At 47.8% G+C, this 20,125-nt stretch carries 18 protein-coding genes; 9 read left to right on the plus strand and 9 right to left on the minus strand.

Annotation, left to right across the window (positions count from 1 at the left end; genetic code table 11):
* Positions 1 to 5 precede the first annotated feature (5 nt).
* The 4 genes from ICL55_RS09580 to ICL55_RS09595 all read left to right on the plus strand — a co-directional run bounded on the left by ICL55_RS09580 (position 6) and on the right by ICL55_RS09595 (position 4,485).
* Complete coding sequence (locus ICL55_RS09580) at positions 6 to 2,087, plus strand: histidine kinase (RefSeq protein WP_188096437.1); 2,082 nt, start codon at positions 6 to 8, stop codon at positions 2,085 to 2,087.
* A 33-nt stretch (positions 2,088 to 2,120) separates the two neighbouring features.
* On the plus strand, positions 2,121 to 2,870 hold the full coding sequence (locus tag ICL55_RS09585; protein WP_188096439.1) for a LytR/AlgR family response regulator transcription factor: 750 nt from the start codon (positions 2,121 to 2,123) through the stop codon (positions 2,868 to 2,870).
* Between the two features lie 298 nt (positions 2,871 to 3,168).
* Positions 3,169 to 3,807 (plus strand): TetR/AcrR family transcriptional regulator, encoded by a 639-nt coding sequence (locus ICL55_RS09590; protein WP_188096441.1) that lies wholly within the window; start codon positions 3,169 to 3,171, stop codon positions 3,805 to 3,807.
* A 63-nt stretch (positions 3,808 to 3,870) separates the two neighbouring features.
* Entirely contained in the window at positions 3,871 to 4,485 is a 615-nt protein-coding gene (locus tag ICL55_RS09595; protein ID WP_188096443.1) for an outer membrane beta-barrel protein, read from the plus strand.
* Positions 4,486 to 4,667: 182 nt separating this feature from the next.
* Here the strand turns inward: ICL55_RS09595 and rho are convergent, their stop codons facing one another.
* Complete coding sequence (rho, locus tag ICL55_RS09600) at positions 4,668 to 6,374, minus strand: transcription termination factor Rho (protein ID WP_188098323.1); 1,707 nt, start codon at positions 6,372 to 6,374, stop codon at positions 4,668 to 4,670.
* 464 nt (positions 6,375 to 6,838) lie between these two features.
* Between rho and asnS the strand changes: the two genes are divergently transcribed.
* The 4 genes from asnS to chrA all read left to right on the plus strand — a co-directional run bounded on the left by asnS (position 6,839) and on the right by chrA (position 11,767).
* Positions 6,839 to 8,278 carry an asparagine--tRNA ligase gene (gene asnS, locus ICL55_RS09605; protein WP_188096445.1) on the plus strand — a complete coding sequence of 480 codons (1,440 nt, stop codon included), beginning with the start codon at positions 6,839 to 6,841 and terminating at the stop codon, positions 8,276 to 8,278.
* A 322-nt stretch (positions 8,279 to 8,600) separates the two neighbouring features.
* Positions 8,601 to 9,131 (plus strand): ExbD/TolR family protein, encoded by a 531-nt coding sequence (locus ICL55_RS09610; RefSeq protein WP_188096447.1) that lies wholly within the window; start codon positions 8,601 to 8,603, stop codon positions 9,129 to 9,131.
* A 124-nt stretch (positions 9,132 to 9,255) separates the two neighbouring features.
* The gene (locus ICL55_RS09615; protein ID WP_188096449.1) at positions 9,256 to 10,212 is read left to right on the plus strand and encodes an isopenicillin N synthase family dioxygenase; all 957 of its coding nucleotides are present in this window, start codon (positions 9,256 to 9,258) and stop codon (positions 10,210 to 10,212) included.
* 394 nt (positions 10,213 to 10,606) lie between these two features.
* On the plus strand, positions 10,607 to 11,767 hold the full coding sequence (gene chrA, locus ICL55_RS09620) for a chromate efflux transporter (protein WP_343067752.1): 1,161 nt from the start codon (positions 10,607 to 10,609) through the stop codon (positions 11,765 to 11,767).
* A 1-nt stretch (position 11,768) separates the two neighbouring features.
* Here chrA and ICL55_RS09625 read toward each other — a convergent pair whose 3' ends face one another.
* The 5 genes from ICL55_RS09625 to ku form a co-directional block, all read right to left on the minus strand.
* Positions 11,769 to 13,100 (minus strand): sigma-54-dependent transcriptional regulator, encoded by a 1,332-nt coding sequence (locus ICL55_RS09625; protein WP_188096454.1) that lies wholly within the window; start codon positions 13,098 to 13,100, stop codon positions 11,769 to 11,771.
* Positions 13,101 to 13,219: 119 nt separating this feature from the next.
* Positions 13,220 to 13,735 (minus strand): DUF4199 domain-containing protein, encoded by a 516-nt coding sequence (locus ICL55_RS09630; protein ID WP_188096456.1) that lies wholly within the window; start codon positions 13,733 to 13,735, stop codon positions 13,220 to 13,222.
* Positions 13,736 to 13,759: 24 nt separating this feature from the next.
* Positions 13,760 to 15,622, minus strand: coding sequence for a DNA ligase D (ligD, locus tag ICL55_RS09635; protein ID WP_188096458.1), 1,863 nt, complete (start codon positions 15,620 to 15,622; stop codon positions 13,760 to 13,762).
* Positions 15,623 to 15,675: 53 nt separating this feature from the next.
* Entirely contained in the window at positions 15,676 to 16,290 is a 615-nt protein-coding gene (locus ICL55_RS09640; RefSeq protein WP_188096460.1) for a DNA polymerase ligase N-terminal domain-containing protein, read from the minus strand.
* Positions 16,287 to 17,075 (minus strand): non-homologous end joining protein Ku, encoded by a 789-nt coding sequence (ku, locus tag ICL55_RS09645; RefSeq protein ID WP_188096462.1) that lies wholly within the window; start codon positions 17,073 to 17,075, stop codon positions 16,287 to 16,289. Before ku ends, ICL55_RS09640 begins: the two co-directional genes overlap by 4 nt.
* A 119-nt stretch (positions 17,076 to 17,194) precedes the next feature.
* Between ku and ICL55_RS09650 the strand changes: the two genes are divergently transcribed.
* Entirely contained in the window at positions 17,195 to 17,542 is a 348-nt protein-coding gene (locus ICL55_RS09650; protein WP_188096464.1) for a hypothetical protein, read from the plus strand.
* Here ICL55_RS09650 and ICL55_RS09655 read toward each other — a convergent pair.
* From ICL55_RS09655 to ICL55_RS09665, 3 genes are all read right to left on the minus strand, one after another.
* Complete coding sequence (locus tag ICL55_RS09655) at positions 17,531 to 18,598, minus strand: DNA topoisomerase IB (protein WP_188096466.1); 1,068 nt, start codon at positions 18,596 to 18,598, stop codon at positions 17,531 to 17,533. The genes ICL55_RS09650 and ICL55_RS09655 overlap by 12 nt on opposite strands.
* Positions 18,591 to 19,457, minus strand: a complete 867-nt coding sequence (locus ICL55_RS09660; protein WP_188096468.1) for an SDR family oxidoreductase — start codon at positions 19,455 to 19,457, stop codon at positions 18,591 to 18,593. Before ICL55_RS09660 ends, ICL55_RS09655 begins: the two co-directional genes overlap by 8 nt.
* Positions 19,458 to 19,548: 91 nt before the next feature.
* Complete coding sequence (locus ICL55_RS09665; RefSeq protein ID WP_188096471.1) at positions 19,549 to 20,124, minus strand: YciE/YciF ferroxidase family protein; 576 nt, start codon at positions 20,122 to 20,124, stop codon at positions 19,549 to 19,551.
* Between the last annotated feature and the right edge of the window lies 1 nt (position 20,125).

The following is a 20,125-nucleotide window of genomic DNA, read 5'->3' on the forward strand; positions in this document are numbered from 1 at the left end:
CATTTGTGAAGCGCATTATCATTTTAATGCTGTTGTTGTACTGTTACACCGCAGGCGCCCTTGCCCTTAACCCCACTCCGGATACCCTGATAGCAAAAGACGGTTTTGCTACCTCGGCCCTGGATTTGCGCCCCTACATAAACAGCCTCTCCGATCAGGAGGGCCATCTGACCATCCAGCAGGTGGTACACCTGCCTTTTACCGCTGCCCCGCAACTTTTTCACAACTACAAAAAAAATAACGGTCAGGTTAATAACTGCTGGTTCCGGCTACAGGTGAAAAACGAAGGTTCCGACAGCCTCTCGGCCATTCTCTTTGCCGGCTGGCATGACTTCATGGACTGGTATGAAAAACCACCCGGCGATACGCCTGCCCTGCTGATGCAGACAGGCCTCATGTATGACAAAGGCGGCGTGGAAAGATGGGACCACTACGGCTTCAATGTCAACGTTCCCCCCCACCAGGCCCGTACTTTCTATCTGCACATCATCAACAAGTCGTACAACGAAAACCCGCTCATGCCCAGCCTTTTCAGCGAACAGGCTTTCGCCCGGTTCCATAACCGGGAACAGGACAGCTACCGCAAAGAGGCCGTTATCATACAGGTGCTGCTGGGCATGCTCCTCGTTTTCTTCAGCATCTCCATTATCAATTACATCCAGTTGCCCGACCGGTCCTATATCTACTTTGCCATTTATATTCTTGGACTGATCCTGTTTTTCGCACTGCGGCTGGAGAGCAAGCCCTATCAGCTTTCTTTCTTCCACCGCTGGCCTATGCTGAAGTACTACTGGGACATCCCGGGACTGCTGTTCTGTTTTTATCTCATGTACCTGATGTTCGGCAACACCTTTCTGAACCTGAAAGAGCGGTATCCTTTCATGGAACAGGTGTTTACCTGGGTGGCCACTGTGGTGGGAGGTCTGATCATTGTTTGTATCTATTGTATCCTGATGGAACAATATCATCTTCCTGTAATCATCTACAGTTACGTATATTTCTGTACACTGCTGCCATTGTTGGTGGTATTTGTAGCACTGGCCCGGCGTGCCCGGCACCATCCGCTGCTGCGCTTTTTCCTGTATGGGTCGGTGTGCCTCTACCTGGCCTGTCTCGGCTCTTTCCTGATGCATATCAAGCCACTGGGGCTTTTGAGCGCATTGGGCGAGTTGGCGGCGCCCAGCATGCTGCTGATTGGCGGCGTACTGTTACAGGCTATGTTTTTCCTGGCCGGCCTCAGTTACCGGAATAAGCTGGTGCATCTGGAAAGGACCCGTACCCAGGAGCTGCTGATCAAACAGCTCAACAAAAACAAAGAGCTGCAACGCAAACTCAATGAGCAACTGGAAGAACTGGTGAAAGAGCAGACCACAGAAATATTGCGCAAGAAGCAGGAGCTGGAAGAACAAAGAAAGATCCAGCTTGAAACAGAATACGATAAAAAGCTTACTGAGATTGAGCTTAAAGCCATCCGGGCACAGATCAATCCGCACTTTATCTTCAACTGCCTGAATTCCATCCAGCTGTTTGTAATGCAGCGTGATTATGAGTATGCCCAGAAATACCTGTCAGACTTTTCCTACCTGATCCGGAAAACGCTGGATTTCTCGCGGCGCAATTTTATCTCGCTGGCTGATGAAATCACTTATCTCAATACTTATCTCGGTCTTGAAAAAATGCGGTTTGAAAACAGGATGGAGTACGAAATTGTAGTAGATCCGGAGATTGCCACCGCCGAACTGGAGATCCCTGCCATGCTGCTGCAGCCTTATGTGGAAAATGCCGTGAAACATGGTATGACCAATCCGCAGCAGCCTATTGGCCAGTTGTCTATCCACTTCACGCAGATTGCGGCAGACATGCTGGAATGTGTGATCGCCGATAATGGTATTGGCATTGCCCGTTCCCGTTCCCTGCGCACCCTGCCCAAACACCACCAGTCGTCCGGTATGGAGATCAGCCAGAACAGGGCGGAGCTGCTGAATAAAATGTACAATACTGAGATTCATATCGAGATCATAGACCTGTCGGCACGGAACGAAGCAGATAGTGGTACAGTGGTGAAGATCCTGATACCTCAATTATAATATATACATAAACGTTAGTTAGCAACAACTGTTATGATAAAAGCAGTGATCATTGATGATGAACGCAACAGCCGGGACATCATCGCCCTGATGCTGGAGAAATATTGCCCTGAAGTAACGGTCGCGGCTACAGCTTCCGATTGTGCAGAAGGCATTGCACGTATCAGGGAGCATCAGCCGGAACTGGTATTCCTGGATCTTGAAATGCCTGATGGCACAGGCTTTGACGTGTTGCTGGGCACACGGGAAGAAGTACCTTTCGAGGCGGTATTTGTGACGGCGTTTGAGAAAAAGTTCTTACACGTGATCCGTTGTGCGGAAGTAGAGCTGATCCTCAAACCGATTGACAAAGAAAGCCTGTTGCAGGCAGTAACGCTGGTGCATGAACGAATTGCCGGCAACAGCAGCAAACAACGTTATCAGGTGTTGCTGGAGAATTTCCATAATCTGCAGCATGCCTCGTGGAAGCTGTTGGTACAGGACACTAACGGCGACACCCAAACGATATTTCTTCCTTCCGTGGAATGCCTGGAATCGCGGCAGGACAACTGCCTGTTCCGGATGGATTCCGGGGCCGAGATGGTGGCAGAGCGCCCTTTCCGGTATTATGCCGACTTGTTTTCCTCGCTACAGTTTTATCAGGTGAACAATATGCAGATGATACAGTTGTCCAATATCAGCCAGATAGATGCCAGTCATGGCAGAGTGATGCTGAAAAGCGGTATGGTGGTGGAGATTACAGAGCGTCGCCGGAAGGACTTACTGTCCCGTTTGCAGCGGTAGCGGGGCTTGGCGGGAAAAATGCTATATGTAAACGCTGATTTTTGTGGCGTTTACCCCTGCTCTATTACGCAATTTCAATATTTTGTGGACCCTCTTTCAATTTCCTTCAAACAAATTGGTCCTTTTTTGACGGGCTGAACAACCCATACCCTGTTTTTTTCCTTTTTGATGTATTTGCGCGGAGAATACGTAACAATTATTTAACAAAAAAATTTGGTGGAATAGGTTTTGGTCGTACTTTTGACTCGTCAAACAAAATAGTCAGACAGTCAGACTAGAGAAATTTGGCAAACACTCTATGGCAGAATTAGACCAGAAGCGAACACTTATCCTTGAGGCCGCTTTGAAGCGGTTCAAAAGGTTCGGACTGTCTAAAACCACCATGGAAGAGATCGCCAGAGATCTGGATATCTCAAAAGGGTCTTTGTATTATTATTTTTCAGATAAGGAATCCATTTATGTAGCAGTAGTGGAGCGTATGATAGCAGACTGTTTTCTGGACATGTCTGACTTTGTGGAAACAGCTGCCTCTACCGATGCGATTATTAACCGGTATCTGGAATTGAAGGAAACCATGTTGAAAGAGTATCATTTTCTGTTTGGTATTAACCAATGGATAAAAGATATGCCATCTACCCTGATGCGGCAAACGATCGAGTTGCTGCAGACAGTGGAAATTTCCTTCCTTTCCGCCACTATCAAAAAGGGGATTTGCCTTGGAGAACTGAATGAAGACACTGACGCTGATGCAACAGCGCAGTTGTTGATCAACGTATTATTCGGACTATGGGTAATATGGTGTAAATGGCAGGTAACAGGCTTTAACCCGCAGGACCGTGAAGCGCTGCATTGTTTCATGGACCGGGAGAAAAAAGTATTGGACATTTTCTTTAATGGATTAAGATATAGACCAGCAATCAACCAGGCTAGGCTTTAATGTATGTAGAAGAATCAAAGGCACACGAGAACAGTTTTAATGTATATTTAAATTTTACGAAAGATGAAAAAGTTGATTGTAATGGCCGCAGTAGCACTGTTCGGCACACAAGTAGCTAAGGCACAGTTATCAAAAGGCGATGTTATCCTGGGCGGCAATGTTAATGTAAAAACCACTTCCGCGAAAGTAAAAGACGGTGACGACAAAACCACCAATACCTCTTTCGGTATTAGCCCTAAAGTTGGTTACGCGCTGAACTCTAACTGGGTAATCGGTGTTTTCGCTGAAACTCAGTTCGGCAATAAGAAAGTTTCCACCAAAACTGGTGATGTTAAAACCAAAACCCTGGATATCACTCCTGGTATCTTCGTTCGCAACTACCACATGATTGGCCAGAGCAAATTTGCATTCTTCGCTGAAGCAAATGCTGGTTATGGTTTTGGTAACACCAAAGTAGAAGGCAACAAAACTGAAAGCTACAATGGCTTCGCAGTGAACGTACTGCCTGGTATCACTTACTTCGTGACTAAACATTTCATGATTGAAGGTGCATTCGGTGGTCTGGGTTACACTTATGCTCAGAACAAAAATGAAGCAACCGGTGTAAAAACCAACGTTAGCGACTTCGACTTCAACTTCACTAAACAGTTGAACCTGGGTGTTAACTTCATTTTCTAGTCTGAATTGATTGATGTTTTACATAAGAAAGTCAAAAGGTTAGATAGATTGGATAATCCCGCTGCAGTATTACTGTAGCGGGATTTTTGTTTTAAGTGCATTTGTTTTGCCTGATACATATTGACGTACAAAAAAGCCCCGCCATACCGGCGGGGCTTTTCTATTATAAGTTGGATTCCTGATTATCCGTTCATAGAGATCAGGAACTCTTCGTTGTTTTTAGTACCACGCATATGCTGCAGCATGAAGTGCATGGATTCATCGGTATTCATATCTGCCAGGTGATTGCGCAGGATGTGGATACGTTTGAGTGCATCTTTATCTAGCAGCAGATCGTCGCGGCGGGTAGAAGACGCAGATACGTCGATAGCCGGGAAGATACGTTTGTTAGCCAGTTTACGGTCGAGTGCCAGCTCCATGTTACCGGTACCTTTAAACTCTTCGAAGATCACCTCGTCCATTTTGGAACCTGTATCAATCAGGGCAGTGGCCAGAATGGTGAGGGAACCGCCGTGTTCTATTTTACGGGCAGCACCGAAGAATTGTTTAGGTTTCTGCATGGCGTTAGCTTCCACACCACCGCTCAGCACCTTACCAGAGGCGGGGGCAACGGTATTGTGTGCTCTTGCCAGACGGGTGATGGAGTCGAGCAGGATCACTACATCGTGGCCGCATTCTACCAGGCGTTTGGCTTTCTGCAAAGCGATAGCAGACACTTTCACGTGTTTTTCAGCCGGTTCATCGAAAGTAGAGGCAATTACTTCTGCTTTTACGCTGCGCTCCATATCGGTCACCTCTTCCGGACGTTCATCGATCAGCACCACCATCAGATAAATTTCGGGGTGGTTGGTAGCGATGGCGTTGGCTACTTCTTTCAGCAGCATGGTTTTACCCACCTTCGGTTGCGCCACGATCAGGCCGCGCTGTCCTTTACCGATCGGGGTAAACATATCCATGATACGGGTGGAGTAGTTATTGGAAGTAGTTGTCAGCCTCAGTTTCTCGAAGGGGAACAGCGGTGTCAGATAATCGAAAGGTACGCGGTCACGTACTTCTTCCGGTGATTTACCGTTGATCGTTTCTACTTTCAGCAGCGCAAAATATTTCTCTCCTTCTTTCGGCGGACGAACGGAACCGTTCACCGTGTCACCGGTTTTCAGGCCAAACAGTTTGATCTGGGAAGGAGATACATAAATATCATCGGGGGAGCTCAGGTAGTTATAATCTGAGGAGCGGAGGAAACCGTAGCCGTCGGGCATCATTTCCAGTACGCCTTCGCTCAGGATCACACCGTCGAACTCAATATTAAAAGCTACGTCCTTTTTAGGATAGCGCTGTTTCTGCGCAGCAGGAACAACCGGGTCTAAACCTTCCGGCATCACAAAATCATCATCCTCTTCTTCTTCCTCTTCCAGTGCCGGAACAGGTGCTGTTTCCTCTTCTTCTTCCGCTTCATCTTCTGTGAAAGCAGGAATGATGATATCGTCATCATCATCAAAAGTCAGAGAAGGAATGCTGTCCAGGTCTATATCGAAATCTTTTATTTTAGATTTAGCTGCCGGAGCCGGTGCTGGTTCTGCTTCTACTTCTTTGCTTTTGCTTCCGGAAACTTTTTTGGTAGATTTTTTTGCGGCTGGTTTTTCTTCCGCGGAGGAGGGTTCTTCAGTCTCGTGATGCGCTTCTTCTTTCTTTACAGGTTTGCGTTTGCGTGCTTTTTTCTCTTCTCCGTTGGACTGGTTATCTTCTGAGGCCATCACTGCTTGTTTGTCCAGAATTTTGTAGATCAGGTCCTGTTTGTTCAGTTTTTTCGCGTTGGGAACATCAAGCTTCTCTGCAATGTCAAGCAGCTCAGGAACGAGCATGTCGTTCAATTGTAAGATGTCGTACATCATCTGTGTTGTCAAATTTTAGAAGTGTTGTGAGGCGGGTACCACTGCATACCAACATACACCAATTACAAATAATTGTTTTGTGTCAAGAAATTTAATAGATTATTAAATTTGATAGGGAATGATTGAGTTTAGGAACTGCTGATGAAGATGTGAATTTGAACTTAATCAGTCAGATTATACCGCAAGATTAAAACAAGTTTTATTATTATCCAAAAAAATTTCAGCCCAAATGCCCCGCAGTCACCGCTGTGACGCTATTCCGGCCTCCTGCTCCCGGCTATAAATGCGGAAGGGCGCGGCCCTTAAAACCCGCTCTGATCATATATCCTTTTTTATATTATATCCATTTTTAACATTTCTTTTGCATCCCGGCGGGAGTAATTATCTTGTAGGGACCGGCATAAGACACTATGGACTATGCCCGGGAAAACTTATTTTTGCAATCCAAAATTTAATTTTTTATGAGCCAGAGACTGAAAGTCAAACAAATCTTGTCCGACGACAAGTCGCATTATGAAGCAACAGTAAAAGGTTGGGTACGGTCTTTCCGTAACAATCAGTTTATAGCTTTAAACGACGGCTCTACCAATAATAATTTACAGATCGTTATCGACGCTGAAAATATGGACGCAGCGCTGTTGAAAAGAATCACCACCGGTGCGGCCATCAGCGCTACCGGCGAGATCATCCCTTCCATGGGAAAAGGTCAACGTGTGGAACTGAAAGCAACAACGCTGGAAATACTGGGCGACTGCGATCCGGAGAAATTTCCGCTGCAGCTGAAAAACAAGCCCAGCCTGGAATACCTGCGTGAGATTGCACACCTGCGTTTCCGCACCAACACCTTCGGTGCTATTTTCAGGATCCGCCATTCACTGGCATTCGCGGTGCACAAGTTCTTCAACGAACACGGTTTTGTATACCTGCATACCCCTATCGTTACTGCATCAGACGCGGAAGGCGCCGGTGAAATGTTCCGGGTAACAACGCTCGACATGCAAAACCCGCCCCGTACCGAAGCCGGCGATATCGATTATAAAGAAGACTTCTTCGGCAGGTCTACTAACCTTACCGTGTCCGGCCAGCTGGAAGGGGAACTGGGCGCCATGGCCCTGGGTGAAATCTACACCTTCGGCCCTACTTTCCGTGCAGAAAACTCCAACACTGCCCGCCACCTCGCTGAGTTCTGGATGATAGAACCAGAAATGGCTTTCTATGCGCTGGAAGATAACATGGACCTCGCTGAAGCTTTCATCAAATCACTCATCAGCTACGTGCTGGAGCATAACCGCGAAGACCTCGACTTCCTCGCTACCCGCCTGGCAGAAGAGGAAAAACAAAAGCCGCAGCAGGAACGCAGCGAAATGGGCCTGATCGAAAAACTGGAATTTGTGCTGCACAACGAATTCGTGCGCATCACGTATACGGAAGCCATCAGCATCCTGAAAGACAGCAAACCCAATAAGAACAAGAAGTTCCAGTATCTCATCGAAGGATGGGGCGCTGACCTGCAGAGCGAACATGAACGTTATCTGGTAGAAAAACATTTCAAAAAACCGGTTATCCTCACCGACTACCCGAAAGAAATCAAGTCTTTCTACATGAAGCTCAACGACGACAACAAAACCGTTCGTGCGATGGACATCCTGTTCCCCGGTATCGGTGAAATAGTAGGTGGCTCCCAACGGGAAGAGAACTACGACAAACTGGTCCAACGCATGCAGGAAATGCACGTACCGGTGGAAGAGCTGTCCTGGTACCTCGACACACGCCGCTTTGGCACTGCACCGCACTCCGGTTTCGGTCTTGGCTTCGAACGCATGATGCTGTTCGTAACCGGTATGACCAACATCAGAGACGTAATACCGTTCCCGAGAACACCGAAGAATGCTGAATTTTAGTTCCCGGGACTGAAGCCCGGGGCTACGATGTTTGATAAGTCCATACCGTATATGGCGCACTTATGAAATTAACGACATCGAATGACAACGTACATTGTTTGACAAGACCGTGATTCGTTTGTAATTACTTTTACATACCTTCGGGCATTCTCTTTTTAGATATTAAAACCCGTACAGGCACTGGCTTGTACGGGTTTTTACTTTTTGTAGCGGTTACCTTTTTTATCCGGTGAAACATTATCGCATATGGAAAATAAATGCTACTGCATCTTTTATGCAGAAAGCGCTTTCAACCAACTTCGTACATCCCAAACCGTTACTTATGGCTGAAATGAACAACGACGCGCCCAAGGGCCGTCATGGCAATAAAAATGCCCGCTGCAGTAAAAAATCAACCCGTGTGGATATGACGCCGATGGTGGACCTTGGCTTCCTGCTGATTACTTTTTTTATGCTGACCACCACGCTGGCACAACCTAAGACCATGCAGCTGCTCATGCCGCGCAGTGATGGTGATCCGATGTCGCTGCCCGCCAAAAAAGCATTGACGGTTATTCTGGGACCGCAGGGCCGTGTCGCCTGGTATGAAGGTATCGGTGACGATCCCACCGCACCGCCGCAGATCAGCTATACCAGCTTCGCCAATCATAACGGCATCCGGGATGTGATTATCCGGAAGAAAGAAGCCGTATACCAGGCCACCCAAAAGAATGACCTGATGGTACTGATCAAAGCCGTTAAACAGGCCCGTTATGAAAATGTGGTGGATATTATGGACGAGATGCTGATTAATCAGGTAGACCGCTACGCCATTGTCGATATCAGTCAACAGGAAGAAGGCTACTTCAAATAATTACGAATGACGGATTACGGATTCAATGGCAAAATACACATTGCAAAAAACCACAATTCGTAATCCGTAATCCATAATTCGTAATTGGATTCCGTACCTTTACCGCTCCAAAACAATATACGATATGGCAATAACCCATTCTATCCCCTCTGTAGATCTGGCGGACTTTACCTCTGGTGACGCCGGCCGGAAAGCCGCCTTTGTGCAGCAACTGGGAAAAGCTTACGAAGAAGTTGGTTTTGTAGCAGTAAAGAATCATGGCATTCCTGATGAGCTGATTGCTGACCTCTACAAGTATGTTCAGCAGTTCTTCCAGCTGCCCTTTGACACGAAACATAATTACGAGATCCCTGAACTGGCGGGCCAACGCGGCTACACCTCCTTCGGGAAGGAACATGCCAAAGGCTACGAAGCCCCTGACCTGAAAGAGTTTTTCCAGTTTGGACAAACGGTGGAAGATAATGATCCTATTGGAGCGGAGTACCCTCCGAATGTACAGGTGGATGAAGTTCCGGCGTTCACGCCTACTTTCTTTAAAGCTTACCGTGGCTTCGAAACTTCCGGCAAGTACCTGTTACAGGCCATTGCCCTGTTCCTGGGACTGGATGAAAACTACTTCGACGATAAAATCCACAATGGTAACTCCATCCTGAGAGCGATCCACTACCCTCCTATCAAAGAAGAACCTAAGTCCGCCATCAGGGCAGAACAACATGAAGATATCAATCTGATTACCCTGCTGGTGGGAGCATCTGCCGACGGGTTGCAGATCCTCGATAAACAAAACAACTGGGTACCGGTAACGTCCCTCCCGGAACAGATTGTGGTAAACGTAGGCGATATGCTGCAGCGTCTTACCAACAACCGGTTAAAATCCACTACCCATCGTGTGGTAAATCCTCCCCGCGAGATGTGGCATACCTCCCGTTATTCCATTCCTTTCTTCCTGCATCCTAAGTCCGCCATGAGACTGGATTGCCTGGAAAGCTGTGTTACTGCAGCGAATCCGCTGGCATACGAACCGATTAGCGCCGGTGAATACCTGGATGAAAGGCTGCGCGAAATCGGCTTAAAAAAATAAATTTCCTATAACGTTCAAAGTCCCGGCAGGGCTACCTACCGGGACTTTTCGTTTTTATCCTGCGCAAGGGCAAGTCTGGTTATTTCCCGCTTTTCAGCATGGTTATTTGATGCAAGGTTTTTCTGATATGGTCACTTTTTTGGTCCGGGGACTGTTTCTTGCCGATGGGTTATAAGCTTCACAGTACAAACTAGTTACAACGGATAAAAGGCCATATTCGATTACGATAGCCACCCTTATTACAAGTATTGTGCCCTTATTATATTACAGATTAGTATTATTAGCAACACTGTTGTATTTTGTCGGATTATTTTTACTAACTTATTGAATCCTTCGAGCGGAATTCACTTTATCAATAACTGTGTTTCTACGTCATATACCTTTTTTAAAAGCGGTGCTATTACATAGCATAACTGCCTACGGTGGCCCGCAGGGGCACCTGGCAATGATGATGAAAACATTCGTATACCAACGAAAAGATGTTACCGAGCAGGAACTGATGGAATATAATGCCTTCTGCCAGCTTCTCCCGGGCGCATCCTCTTCCCAAACCCTTACTCTTATTGGTTATAAACGTGGCGGCGTGATGCTCGCCATCGTCACCCTGCTGATCTGGATTACGCCTGCCTGTCTGCTGATGGGATCGCTTAGCTTTCTGCTGCAGTATTTCGACAAACGGGCGCTACAGACTGATATTTTCAAATACGTACAGCCGATGGCGGTAGGCTTCCTGGCTTTTGGCAGCATCAAAGCTTTCCGTATCAGCATCAACAACCTGGCGACCTTCGTGATTATGATCGTGGCCATGTTTGCAGCTTTTTACCTGAAATCGCCCTGGACTTTCCCGGCACTGATCATATTGGGGGGCATTGTGTCCAACTTCAGTAACAAACGTATCCCGGATATCCCGGACAAACCTAAAAAAATACAATGGGGAAACATCTGGTTGTTTGTGCTCATCTTTGTGCTGGCCGGTTTCCTGTCTGAATATGCGCGTTCCCACGAATGGATAACCCGTCGTCCCTTCAACCTCTTTGAGAACTTCTACCGTTTCGGCAGCCTGGTCTTTGGTGGTGGCGATATCCTCATCGCGATGATGCTGGAACAGTATGTTACCCGCGCCAAATCGAACTATATGAGTGCGGAAGAGCTGCTGACAGGCGCCGGTATTATGCGTGCCCTGCCCGGGCCCACCTTCTCCATCTCCGCTTATGTAGGTGGCATGGCCATGCGCAACCTGGGCATGGGCTATCAGTTCCTTGGCTGCATCCTCGCCCCCATCGCCATCTTCCTGCCAAGCCTGTTGCTGGTGCTCTTCTTTTTCCCGATCTGGCATAACCTGAAAAAATATGTGGTCATCTATCGGGCACTGGAAGGGATCAACTCCGTAGTGGTGGGTATCATGTGGGCAGCCACCCTTATCCTGTTCTTCGCTATTCCGATCAACTGGTATAACCTGTTGATCATGTTTACCACACTGGCATTGCTGCTGTTTACCAGACTGCCTTCGCCGTTTATTGTAATTGCCTGTCTGGTGATGGGCTGGCTGTTATAACTCAGATATTATATTCCCTGATTTTATTGTAAAGAGTGGTGAGGCCGATATCCAAAAGCTCCGCCGCCTTTGTTTTATTGCCTTTTACGTGGGCCAGCACCCGGATGATATGGCTTCGCTCCATATCGGCCAGCCGCAGGGAAGAAGACGCGCTATCCACTCCCTGCTGAAAATCGAACGGCAGGGAAGACACATCCAGTGTATCCGTGTCCGTAAGGATGGCAGCCCGCTCTATTACATTCCGCAACTCGCGGATATTACCTTTCCAGCTATGCTGCTGCAATGCCTGCAGAAAAGCCGGGCTCATACCGGCCAGGCGTTTATTCAGTTTGGGAGAAAACTGCTGTATAAACCAGGTAGCCAGCAGCGGAATATCTTTTTTTCGTTCATTGAGCGAAGGCAATGATATCTGAAATACAGAGAGCCGGTAAAACAGGTCTTCCCGAAAATGCCCTGCTGCGATTTCCTGCTCCAGGTTCCGATTGGTAGCGGCAATTACCCGTACGTCGGTTTTCACCGGTTTGGCTTCGCCTACTTTATAAAATTCCTGTGCTTCCAGTACCCGCAGCAGTTTGGCCTGCAATTCCACCGGCATCTCCCCCATTTCATCCAGGAAGATGGTACCTCCCCGCGCTTCCTCAAAAAAGCCTTTCTTATCTTTTACCGCGCCGGTAAAGGCGCCGGCCACATGCCCAAATAATTCGCTTTCCAGGATATCTTTGCCAATAGCGCTGCAGTTGACCGCCACAAAAGGTTGCTGGCGCCGGTTGCTGCCTTCATGAATAGCATGGGCAAACACCTCTTTGCCGGAGCCGGTTTCTCCCAGCAGCAGCACGGTCATATCAGTGGGAGCCACCTTTCGGGCCAGCTCCTTGGCACCTTCGATTTCAGGGGAACTGCCCAGGATGTTATCGAAATTATATTTACCAGCTATTTTCTTTTCCAGATCACGGATGCGGAACTGTAACCGGGCTTTGTCCATCGCTTTGCTGACCAGTGGCAGGATGCGGTTGTTATCATCTCCTTTGGTGATATAATCAAAGGCTCCGTTTTTAATGGCCTGTACACCGTCGGCAATATTGCCGTAAGCCGTCAGCACAATGGTTTCTACCTGTGGGAAGCGGCTGCGGATCGTTTGTACCAGCTCTACGCCGTTGCCATCCGGCAACTTTACGTCAGACAGCACTACGCTGATTTCCTCTTTTTCCAGGATCTTCATGGCAGAACGGATATTGCCCGCTTCATGCATGGTATACCCTTCCAATGCTAACAGCCGGCTCAGGAGCTTCCGCAGCTGGTCTTCATCGTCGATAATAAGTATATGGCCCTTCAAGGTATTTCGTTATTTAGTCAATTGGATATTTGGCTATTTACCCATGGGTAAACACAGCAAAGTAACTAAATAACCTCATATCCTTCATCAAATACCCCAATAACTAAATACCCAAATGATTATACGTTTTCCTCAGATTGATTTCGGGTCGTTTTCTGATTGGCTTTAAAAACAAGTGCCGCCAGCATGGCGGCGAGCACCCCCATGGCGATATTGGCAAACAGTACATTGCCCAGAAACATGATCCAGAAAGCCTGTCGATCGGTGTTTGCATTGCTGATAACGTTGGCATCGCCTACAAACGGGTCCTGATCTATATAATTTTTGCCACTGTTGACTACGAGAAAATGAAACACCAGTGAAAATACCGCTACCAGGAAGGTTGCCAGCAACGTCGTCCGGAAACCCATCGCAAAAGATGACATCATGGAAGTATGATGATGATGCCTGCTGTTATAGTGTACAATCGCGAACATCACCCCCAGAAAAAATACCAGACTTGTGCAAAAGCCTGTCCATAGCGTACCATACTGATTGGTTACATAAAAAATAACTGTCAGTGTTATACAGATGACTGCGATAATAATCCCGTAAACTGGTGGCAGTTTTACGGGAACCTGCGACGACTGTTGCATAACATTACATTTAGATGTACAAAATCAGGTACCTGCAGCCCGTTCCACATCATGGATGAACCTACGCAGATCATTTTTTGTACTTTGAATATCGTGCCAGATGTCGCCCATTTCGTTTATCCGTTCCAGTGAGTTAAACATATCAAAATCACTGATTTTTAGTTTTTCATTCACTTCTTTCCATTGCAGCGGCATTGACACGGTGGCACCGGGTTTGGGCCTGACAGAATAAGGCGCGGCTACTGTCTGGCCCCGGCTGTTTTGCAGAAAATCAAGGTATACTCTTTTATTGCGGGCCGATTTTGCACGGGTCACACTGGTGCTCTTCGGCAACTGTTTGTTTACATGACGGGCAATATATTCCGCAAACAAGCGTCCGGTATCATAACTGTGTTTACCACCGGTTGGAATATAGATATGCAGGCCGGTAGAGCCGGAAGTTTTGCAGAAGGTCGTTATTTTATAAGGGTCCAGGAAAGCTTTGATATGCAGGGCCGCTTCCACCACATATTTAAAATCAATATTTTCCGGATCAAGGTCCATCACCACATAATCCGGGTTATCCAGCTTACTCGTGCGCGACAGCCACGGATTGATCTCTATACAGCCCAGATTGACCATATACGCCAGGGTAGCTTCGTTGTTGCATATCAGGTAGTCCACATCTTTTCCGGTAGAAGCAGCGTGCAGCGCCACACTCTTAATCCATGCCGGCGTCTGTTCCAGATCAAGGTCTTTCTGATAAAACGAAGGTTTGTCGATGCCGTTCGGGAAACGGTGCAACGACATCGGCCTGTCTTTCAAATGTGGCAGTATATATTGCGCCACAGACAGATAATAGTCCACCAGCTGACCTTTGGTGATCTTCTCTTTGGGCCAGTATATTTTCTGTTGATTGGTAAGATTTACCTTTTTGCTGTTGAGCGTAATAACGCGGTCTTTTTCTACAGTAGCGGTAGCAGTGGCCATAGTCTGAACTGTTTTAGGTGTTTCCGGATGTACGTCTGCGGGTGGCTTGTCTTCTCTGAGTCCCAGAAATATCGGCATCCGGAGGATGCCGTCGCCGGTCCACTCCGAAAATTTCACCTGGCATACCAATTTGGGCTTCACCCAGGTGATGGGCATGTCTGTCTTGATTTTACGGCCAAAGGGCGAAGTTTGTTGCACCAATGGTTGCAGCTTTTTAGACAGCATGTCCAGCGTAGCCTCATTGAGACCGCCGCCACAGTTGCCGATGTATTTCAGCTGCTTATCATCATACAAGCCGAGTACCAGAGCGCCCAGTTTTTTACGGCTGCCTCTGGGTGCCGTGAATCCGCAAATGATGGCCTCCTGTTCATTCGTGACCTTTATTTTCAGCCAGGAAGCTGACCTGCGGCCTTCTTCATACGAACTGTCTGTTTTTTTGGCGATCATCCCTTCCCATTGCTGGTGCCGGGCTTTCTCAAAAAATTCTTTCCCTTTTTTGAGGACGTGCACGGAATACTGCACCCGCTTGTCTTTGAGCTGCGCAACCACCTCTTTCAGCAGGCTTTTGCGCTCCAGCAGCGTTAACTGCCGGAGTTCAACACCATTGAGATGCAACAGGTCAAACACCATATACACGAGATTGCCTTTGCCGGTGGTCTTATAATTCTGTAACGATTGAAAATGTGAATTCTTTTTACTGTCGAGTACGATAATCTCTCCGTCCAGTACCACATTGTGCGCAATATTCTCCACGGCCGCCACCACAGCGGGATAGTCTTTCCCGAAGTCTTTTTCATTACGGGAATACAACTGTACTTTATGGTTCTGTACCGCAGCAATGGCGCGGTATCCGTCCCATTTGGTTTCAAACAGCCAGTCGGCGTCATCAAAGGGAGCGTCTACAAGTGTGGCCAGCATAGGCTTGTAGACCTTTTTGACAGGCTCTTTCTTACGGGAGGACGTCGATTGTTTTACCGGCTCCGGTGCGGGTGTTCGGACGGGGCTTTTTTTTTACGTCCGGATTCTTTTTCACGGAGGCCTTGTGCTTTCACACGCTCCGGCGTATAGTCTTCACTGTCATATTTCTCCTTCACGTATTTATCGCGGTGTTTGATCAGCAGCCATGCGTTGTCGTCGGAAGCTTTCATCTTCACCAGCGCGAATTCTCCTTTTAGTTTTTTCCCTTTCAGCACTACTTTGAGATCGCCGGCCTGTATTTCTTTCAGGGCTTCTTTATCGAAGCTTTTACCTTCATCACGCAGCAGCTCAAAGGTGCCTTTGTCCCAGATATAAACCGTTCCGGCGCCGTAGTTTCCTTTGGGGATGGTGCCTTCAAAATCTTTATAGTCGTAAGGGTGGTCTTCTACCTGCATGGCCAGGCGCTTATCGGCGGGGTCCAGCGAAGGCCCTTTGGGCACTGCCCAGCTTTTCAGTACGCCATCTACTTCGAGGCGGAAGTCGTAATGCAGCCGGGTAGCATGGTGCCGTTGCACCACAAAAACGTGTTTCCCTTTTTCCGGTTTCCCGGCGGTAGGCTCTGTGGTCTCTCCGAAGTTCCGTTTCTTTTTATATTTGGTCAGGCTCATGAGGCACGTTTTTTAGAAGTGGTAGGTTTGCTGCCCAGACTGGCTTTCAGCTGGTCAAACAGGTCATCACTCTTGGTATGTACTACTTTCAGTTTCTTCACGACCGGTTTCTTGCCACCCGCTTTTGCTTTAATGATTTTCAGCAATTCCGCCTTGTATTCATCTTTATACTGACTGATATCAAATTCGGTAGAGTATTGTTTGATTAGTTCCATGGCCATGTCCAGCTCTCTTTTAGCTATTTTAATGCTATTGGGGAGACTGAGGTCTTCCGAGGAGCGTATCTCCTCTTCGTAGCGCAGCTGTTGCAGCAACAGGTAGTTTTCCCGGGGCCTGATGACTGACAAGTGTTCCTGCGTACGCAGCACAAAACGGCTGAGCCCAGCTTTCCCTGTTTTCTGCAGGGCTTCCAGCAACAGTTCATACGCTTTTTCGCCTCCTTTGGCAGGTTCTAAAAAGTAGGGATTTTCGAAATAGATATCATCTATAGAAACCTCATCCACAAAGGATTCTATTTCGATAATTTTACTTTTTTTAGGACTGGCAGCTTCAAAATCTTCATCTTCCAGTATCACATATTCATCATTGTAGAGATATCCTTTCACAATCTGTTCCCAGGGCACCTCTTTTCCGGTATTTTCATTCACTCTTTTAAACCGGATATGGGCCAGTCCGTGGCTGTCCAGCATATCGAGGTCCAGCCTGCTGTCCTGTGTGGCACTGTATAATTTGACGGGTATATTCACCAACCCGAAGCCTATTGATCCTGACCAAATTGCACGCATGGTGTGAAGGTTTTGGTTATACGTTAATGTTAACACAAATGGTACCAGTGTACGCTATAATGGTAAACAGCGCGGCACAACTTTTGGTTTTTCCGTTGGTAACCAAAAACCCTTATTTTATGGAAAAGCCTGGAGAAATGACAACACTTACACGCGTTTTAGAGCGGTTACATGAAAAAGGATATGATCATGAGCTGAAGATGAGTGACCACGGCAGAATGCAATCGCCGGACACGCAGAAAATCTACAATCCGGAAGATCTCACCATCATTAAAACCTATCGTTTTGAAGGGGAATCAGACCCGTCAGATTCTTCCATACTGTATGTGATGGAGGATGCTGAGGGCAACAAAGGGTACGTATTGGACGCCTATGGCGCTTATACTTCACACGATGAGCCCTGGTTCGACGAGTTTATCAAAAAAATCAAAGTGGAAGACAGAGAAGAACAGATACTATTTGGCTAACTGCTTCAGATAATGCAGCAAAACTTTTTCATCAGCATGCAACCCGTCACCGTTGACGGGTTGTTTGCGTTGAAGGCGGATTTTCTTCATCCATGGTTCGAGGGAGCCGCTTTCATAATCTTCCAGCAGCCGGGGATGGACGTAATACTTCCTGCAAACGGCGCGGGTATTCCCCAGTTTGGCAGCTACTGTGTCTATAATCCCCACCACATTGCGTTTACAGGCCGTTTGTGAAGTAAAGGCCTCCTGTTCCGCCAGGAGGTTTAGCGCATGTACCGTACCTGCCCAGGTGCGGAAGTCTTTGCAGGTAAAGTCCTCACCGGTACATTGTTTCAGGTAATCATTGATTTCTCCCGAATCCAGCGCATGTGTCTCTCCGTTTTCGTCATAGTACTGAAAAAGCTCCTGTCCGGGGATATCCCGCACTTTTTTGAGCAGGCGTGTCAGCGCGGCGTGGCGCAGCTGGATTTTATGTGTCACCCCCTTTTTACCGCTGAACTGAAAAAAGGCCGCAGCGCCGTTGATGGTGACATGTTTATTGCGCAGGGTGGTCAGTCCGTGAGAACCATATAGTTTTTCATAAGCGTTGTTACCCACCCTGATCAGCGTTTCTTCCATGACAGCCAGTGCAATAGCGATGACCTTTTCCTTGTCCAGCTGGCTGCGACGCAGGTCCTGCCTGATCTGTTCCCGTATAGCCGGCAATAGTGCCCCGAAGTAACGCAGCCGGTCATATTTCGTTTCGTTGCGTACCTGCGACCACGTTGCATGATAGCGATATTGTTTCCGTCCTTTAGCATCCACGCCGGTGGCCTGCAGGTGGCCATTGGGCCATTTGGAGATCCACACGTCTTCCCAGGCCGGCGGCAGCACCAGTTGATGGATACGTTCCAGGATGGTTTCATCGGTGATGGTGGCGCCGTGCTCATCTTTATACATAAATTCACCGCCTTGCGTGCATTCACGGGAATAGCCCGGGGCGCCTGCTTTCACATAGCGCAATTTGACCGCTTTGGCCGCTGCCTCCGGGTCTGTTATAATAGTAATATTATCCATTGACAATTTCCCCTCCGTTAGGATGCAGGATTTGACCGGTGAGATAGGATGATTCATCAGAAGCAAGGAATACGTAGCAGGGGGCCACTTCCACTGGTTGACCAGCCCTTTTCAGTGGCACGTCTGATCCGAATTTGGACACTTCTTCCGGTGTAAAAGTCGCTGGTATCAGGGGCGTCCAGATAGGCCCCGGGGCCACGCCATTTACGCGAATGCCTTTTTCCGTCAGCGATGCAGACAGCGAGCGAACGAAGGAAACGATAGCGCCCTTGGTAGCGGCATAGTCGATCAGGTGGCTGCTGCCACGATAGGCGGTGACCGACGTCGTACAGATAATGCAACTGCCTTTTTTCAGGTGCGGCAATGCCGCCTGCGTCAGGTAAAAATGCGGATAGATATTCGTCTCAAAGGTTTTATGCAGCTGGTCAGCAGAGATATCTTCCAACTCTTTTTGCGGGTATTGTACGGCGGCGTTGTTCACCACAATGTCCAGTTTTTTAAACTGTTTGACCACTTTTTTGATGATATCCCCACAATGTTTTTCCTGGCGGATGTCTCCGGCGATCGTCAGGCATCGGCGGCCATAACGCTCCACTTCCTTTGCGGTGATGGCAGCATCTTCCTCTTCATCATAAAAGGCGATAGCCACATCTGCGCCTTCCTGCGCGAAGGCCACTGCCACTGCCCTGCCGATGCCGCTGTCTCCGCCGGTGATGACTGCCACTTTTCCCTGCAGGCGACCTGCAGGCGTTTGTTCTTTGTCAAATACGGGCTTAGGTTTCATGGCTGTTTCAAGTCCCGGTTGACGGGGCTGTTGCTGTGCCGGCCGTACTGATTTCTTGGGATGGGATTTCTGCATAGTATGTCAGTTAAAAAAGAAGTCCCTGCACGCTGACAGGGACTCTTGCAGTTTCGATTCAACAATTAACAATCTTTCAAACAAGCATGATTTATTCGGCAGCCGCTTCTTCATTAATGGTAGATTCAGCTATCTCTGTGAGCAGGCTGTCGGCGTGTTTTTCTTCTTCGAGTGTTTGTTCCAGCAATTCGGCGGCATCGGCGTGGCCCATCACATTGGCCAGGGTGCGAAGGCTGCCATAAGCTGATATCTCGTAGTGTTCTACTTTTTGAGCGGAGATGATGATACCGGCATCGCGTACCATGGAATCTTCTTCCGTATCCTCGACCCCACGCTGGGCTTCCATGATGAGCCCTTCCATGGCTTCACATTTTTTAGCCTGGGCCTTTTTACCCATCATTTCAAAAATATCTTCCAGCCGGGACACATGGATTTTCGTTTCTTCCAAATGGTGGCCGATGGCATCTTTCAGGTCCTCGGAGGTAGCCGCTTTCTGCATTTTAGGTAATGCTTTTACCAGGTTTTTCTCTGCCCAGTAAATATCTTTCAGTTCCTCCATGAACAGTTCATGGAATTTGGAATTACTCATTTGTTCCGCTGTATTGGATTTGCGGGCGGGTTTTCTGGTAGTGGAAGCTGTTTTGGTAGTTGTTCTGGACGTAGGCATA

Source organism: Chitinophaga varians, assembly GCF_014529945.1.
GTDB lineage: Bacteria > Bacteroidota > Bacteroidia > Chitinophagales > Chitinophagaceae > Chitinophaga > Chitinophaga varians.

Excerpts from the sequence above, each read along its gene's own strand:
- ICL55_RS09655 (WP_188096466.1), bottom strand. The coding sequence starts at position 18,598 with ATGGATAATATTACTATTATAACAGACCCGGAGGCAGCGGCCAAAGCG.
- ICL55_RS09610 (WP_188096447.1), top strand. The coding sequence starts at position 8,601 with ATGGCTGAAATGAACAACGACGCGCCCAAGGGCCGTCATGGCAATAAA.
- ku (WP_188096462.1), bottom strand. The coding sequence starts at position 17,075 with ATGCGTGCAATTTGGTCAGGATCAATAGGCTTCGGGTTGGTGAATATA.
- ICL55_RS09660 (WP_188096468.1), bottom strand. The coding sequence starts at position 19,457 with ATGCAGAAATCCCATCCCAAGAAATCAGTACGGCCGGCACAGCAACAG.
- ICL55_RS09630 (WP_188096456.1), bottom strand. The coding sequence starts at position 13,735 with ATGCAACAGTCGTCGCAGGTTCCCGTAAAACTGCCACCAGTTTACGGG.
- ICL55_RS09640 (WP_188096460.1), bottom strand. The coding sequence starts at position 16,290 with ATGAGCCTGACCAAATATAAAAAGAAACGGAACTTCGGAGAGACCACA.
- ICL55_RS09595 (WP_188096443.1), top strand. The coding sequence starts at position 3,871 with ATGAAAAAGTTGATTGTAATGGCCGCAGTAGCACTGTTCGGCACACAA.
- rho (WP_188098323.1), bottom strand. The coding sequence starts at position 6,374 with ATGTACGACATCTTACAATTGAACGACATGCTCGTTCCTGAGCTGCTT.
- ICL55_RS09665 (WP_188096471.1), bottom strand. The coding sequence starts at position 20,124 with ATGCCTACGTCCAGAACAACTACCAAAACAGCTTCCACTACCAGAAAA.
- ICL55_RS09590 (WP_188096441.1), top strand. The coding sequence starts at position 3,169 with ATGGCAGAATTAGACCAGAAGCGAACACTTATCCTTGAGGCCGCTTTG.
- ICL55_RS09615 (WP_188096449.1), top strand. The coding sequence starts at position 9,256 with ATGGCAATAACCCATTCTATCCCCTCTGTAGATCTGGCGGACTTTACC.
- asnS (WP_188096445.1), top strand. The coding sequence starts at position 6,839 with ATGAGCCAGAGACTGAAAGTCAAACAAATCTTGTCCGACGACAAGTCG.
- ICL55_RS09650 (WP_188096464.1), top strand. The coding sequence starts at position 17,195 with ATGGAAAAGCCTGGAGAAATGACAACACTTACACGCGTTTTAGAGCGG.
- ligD (WP_188096458.1), bottom strand. The coding sequence starts at position 15,622 with ATGCTGGCCACACTTGTAGACGCTCCCTTTGATGACGCCGACTGGCTG.
- ICL55_RS09585 (WP_188096439.1), top strand. The coding sequence starts at position 2,121 with ATGATAAAAGCAGTGATCATTGATGATGAACGCAACAGCCGGGACATC.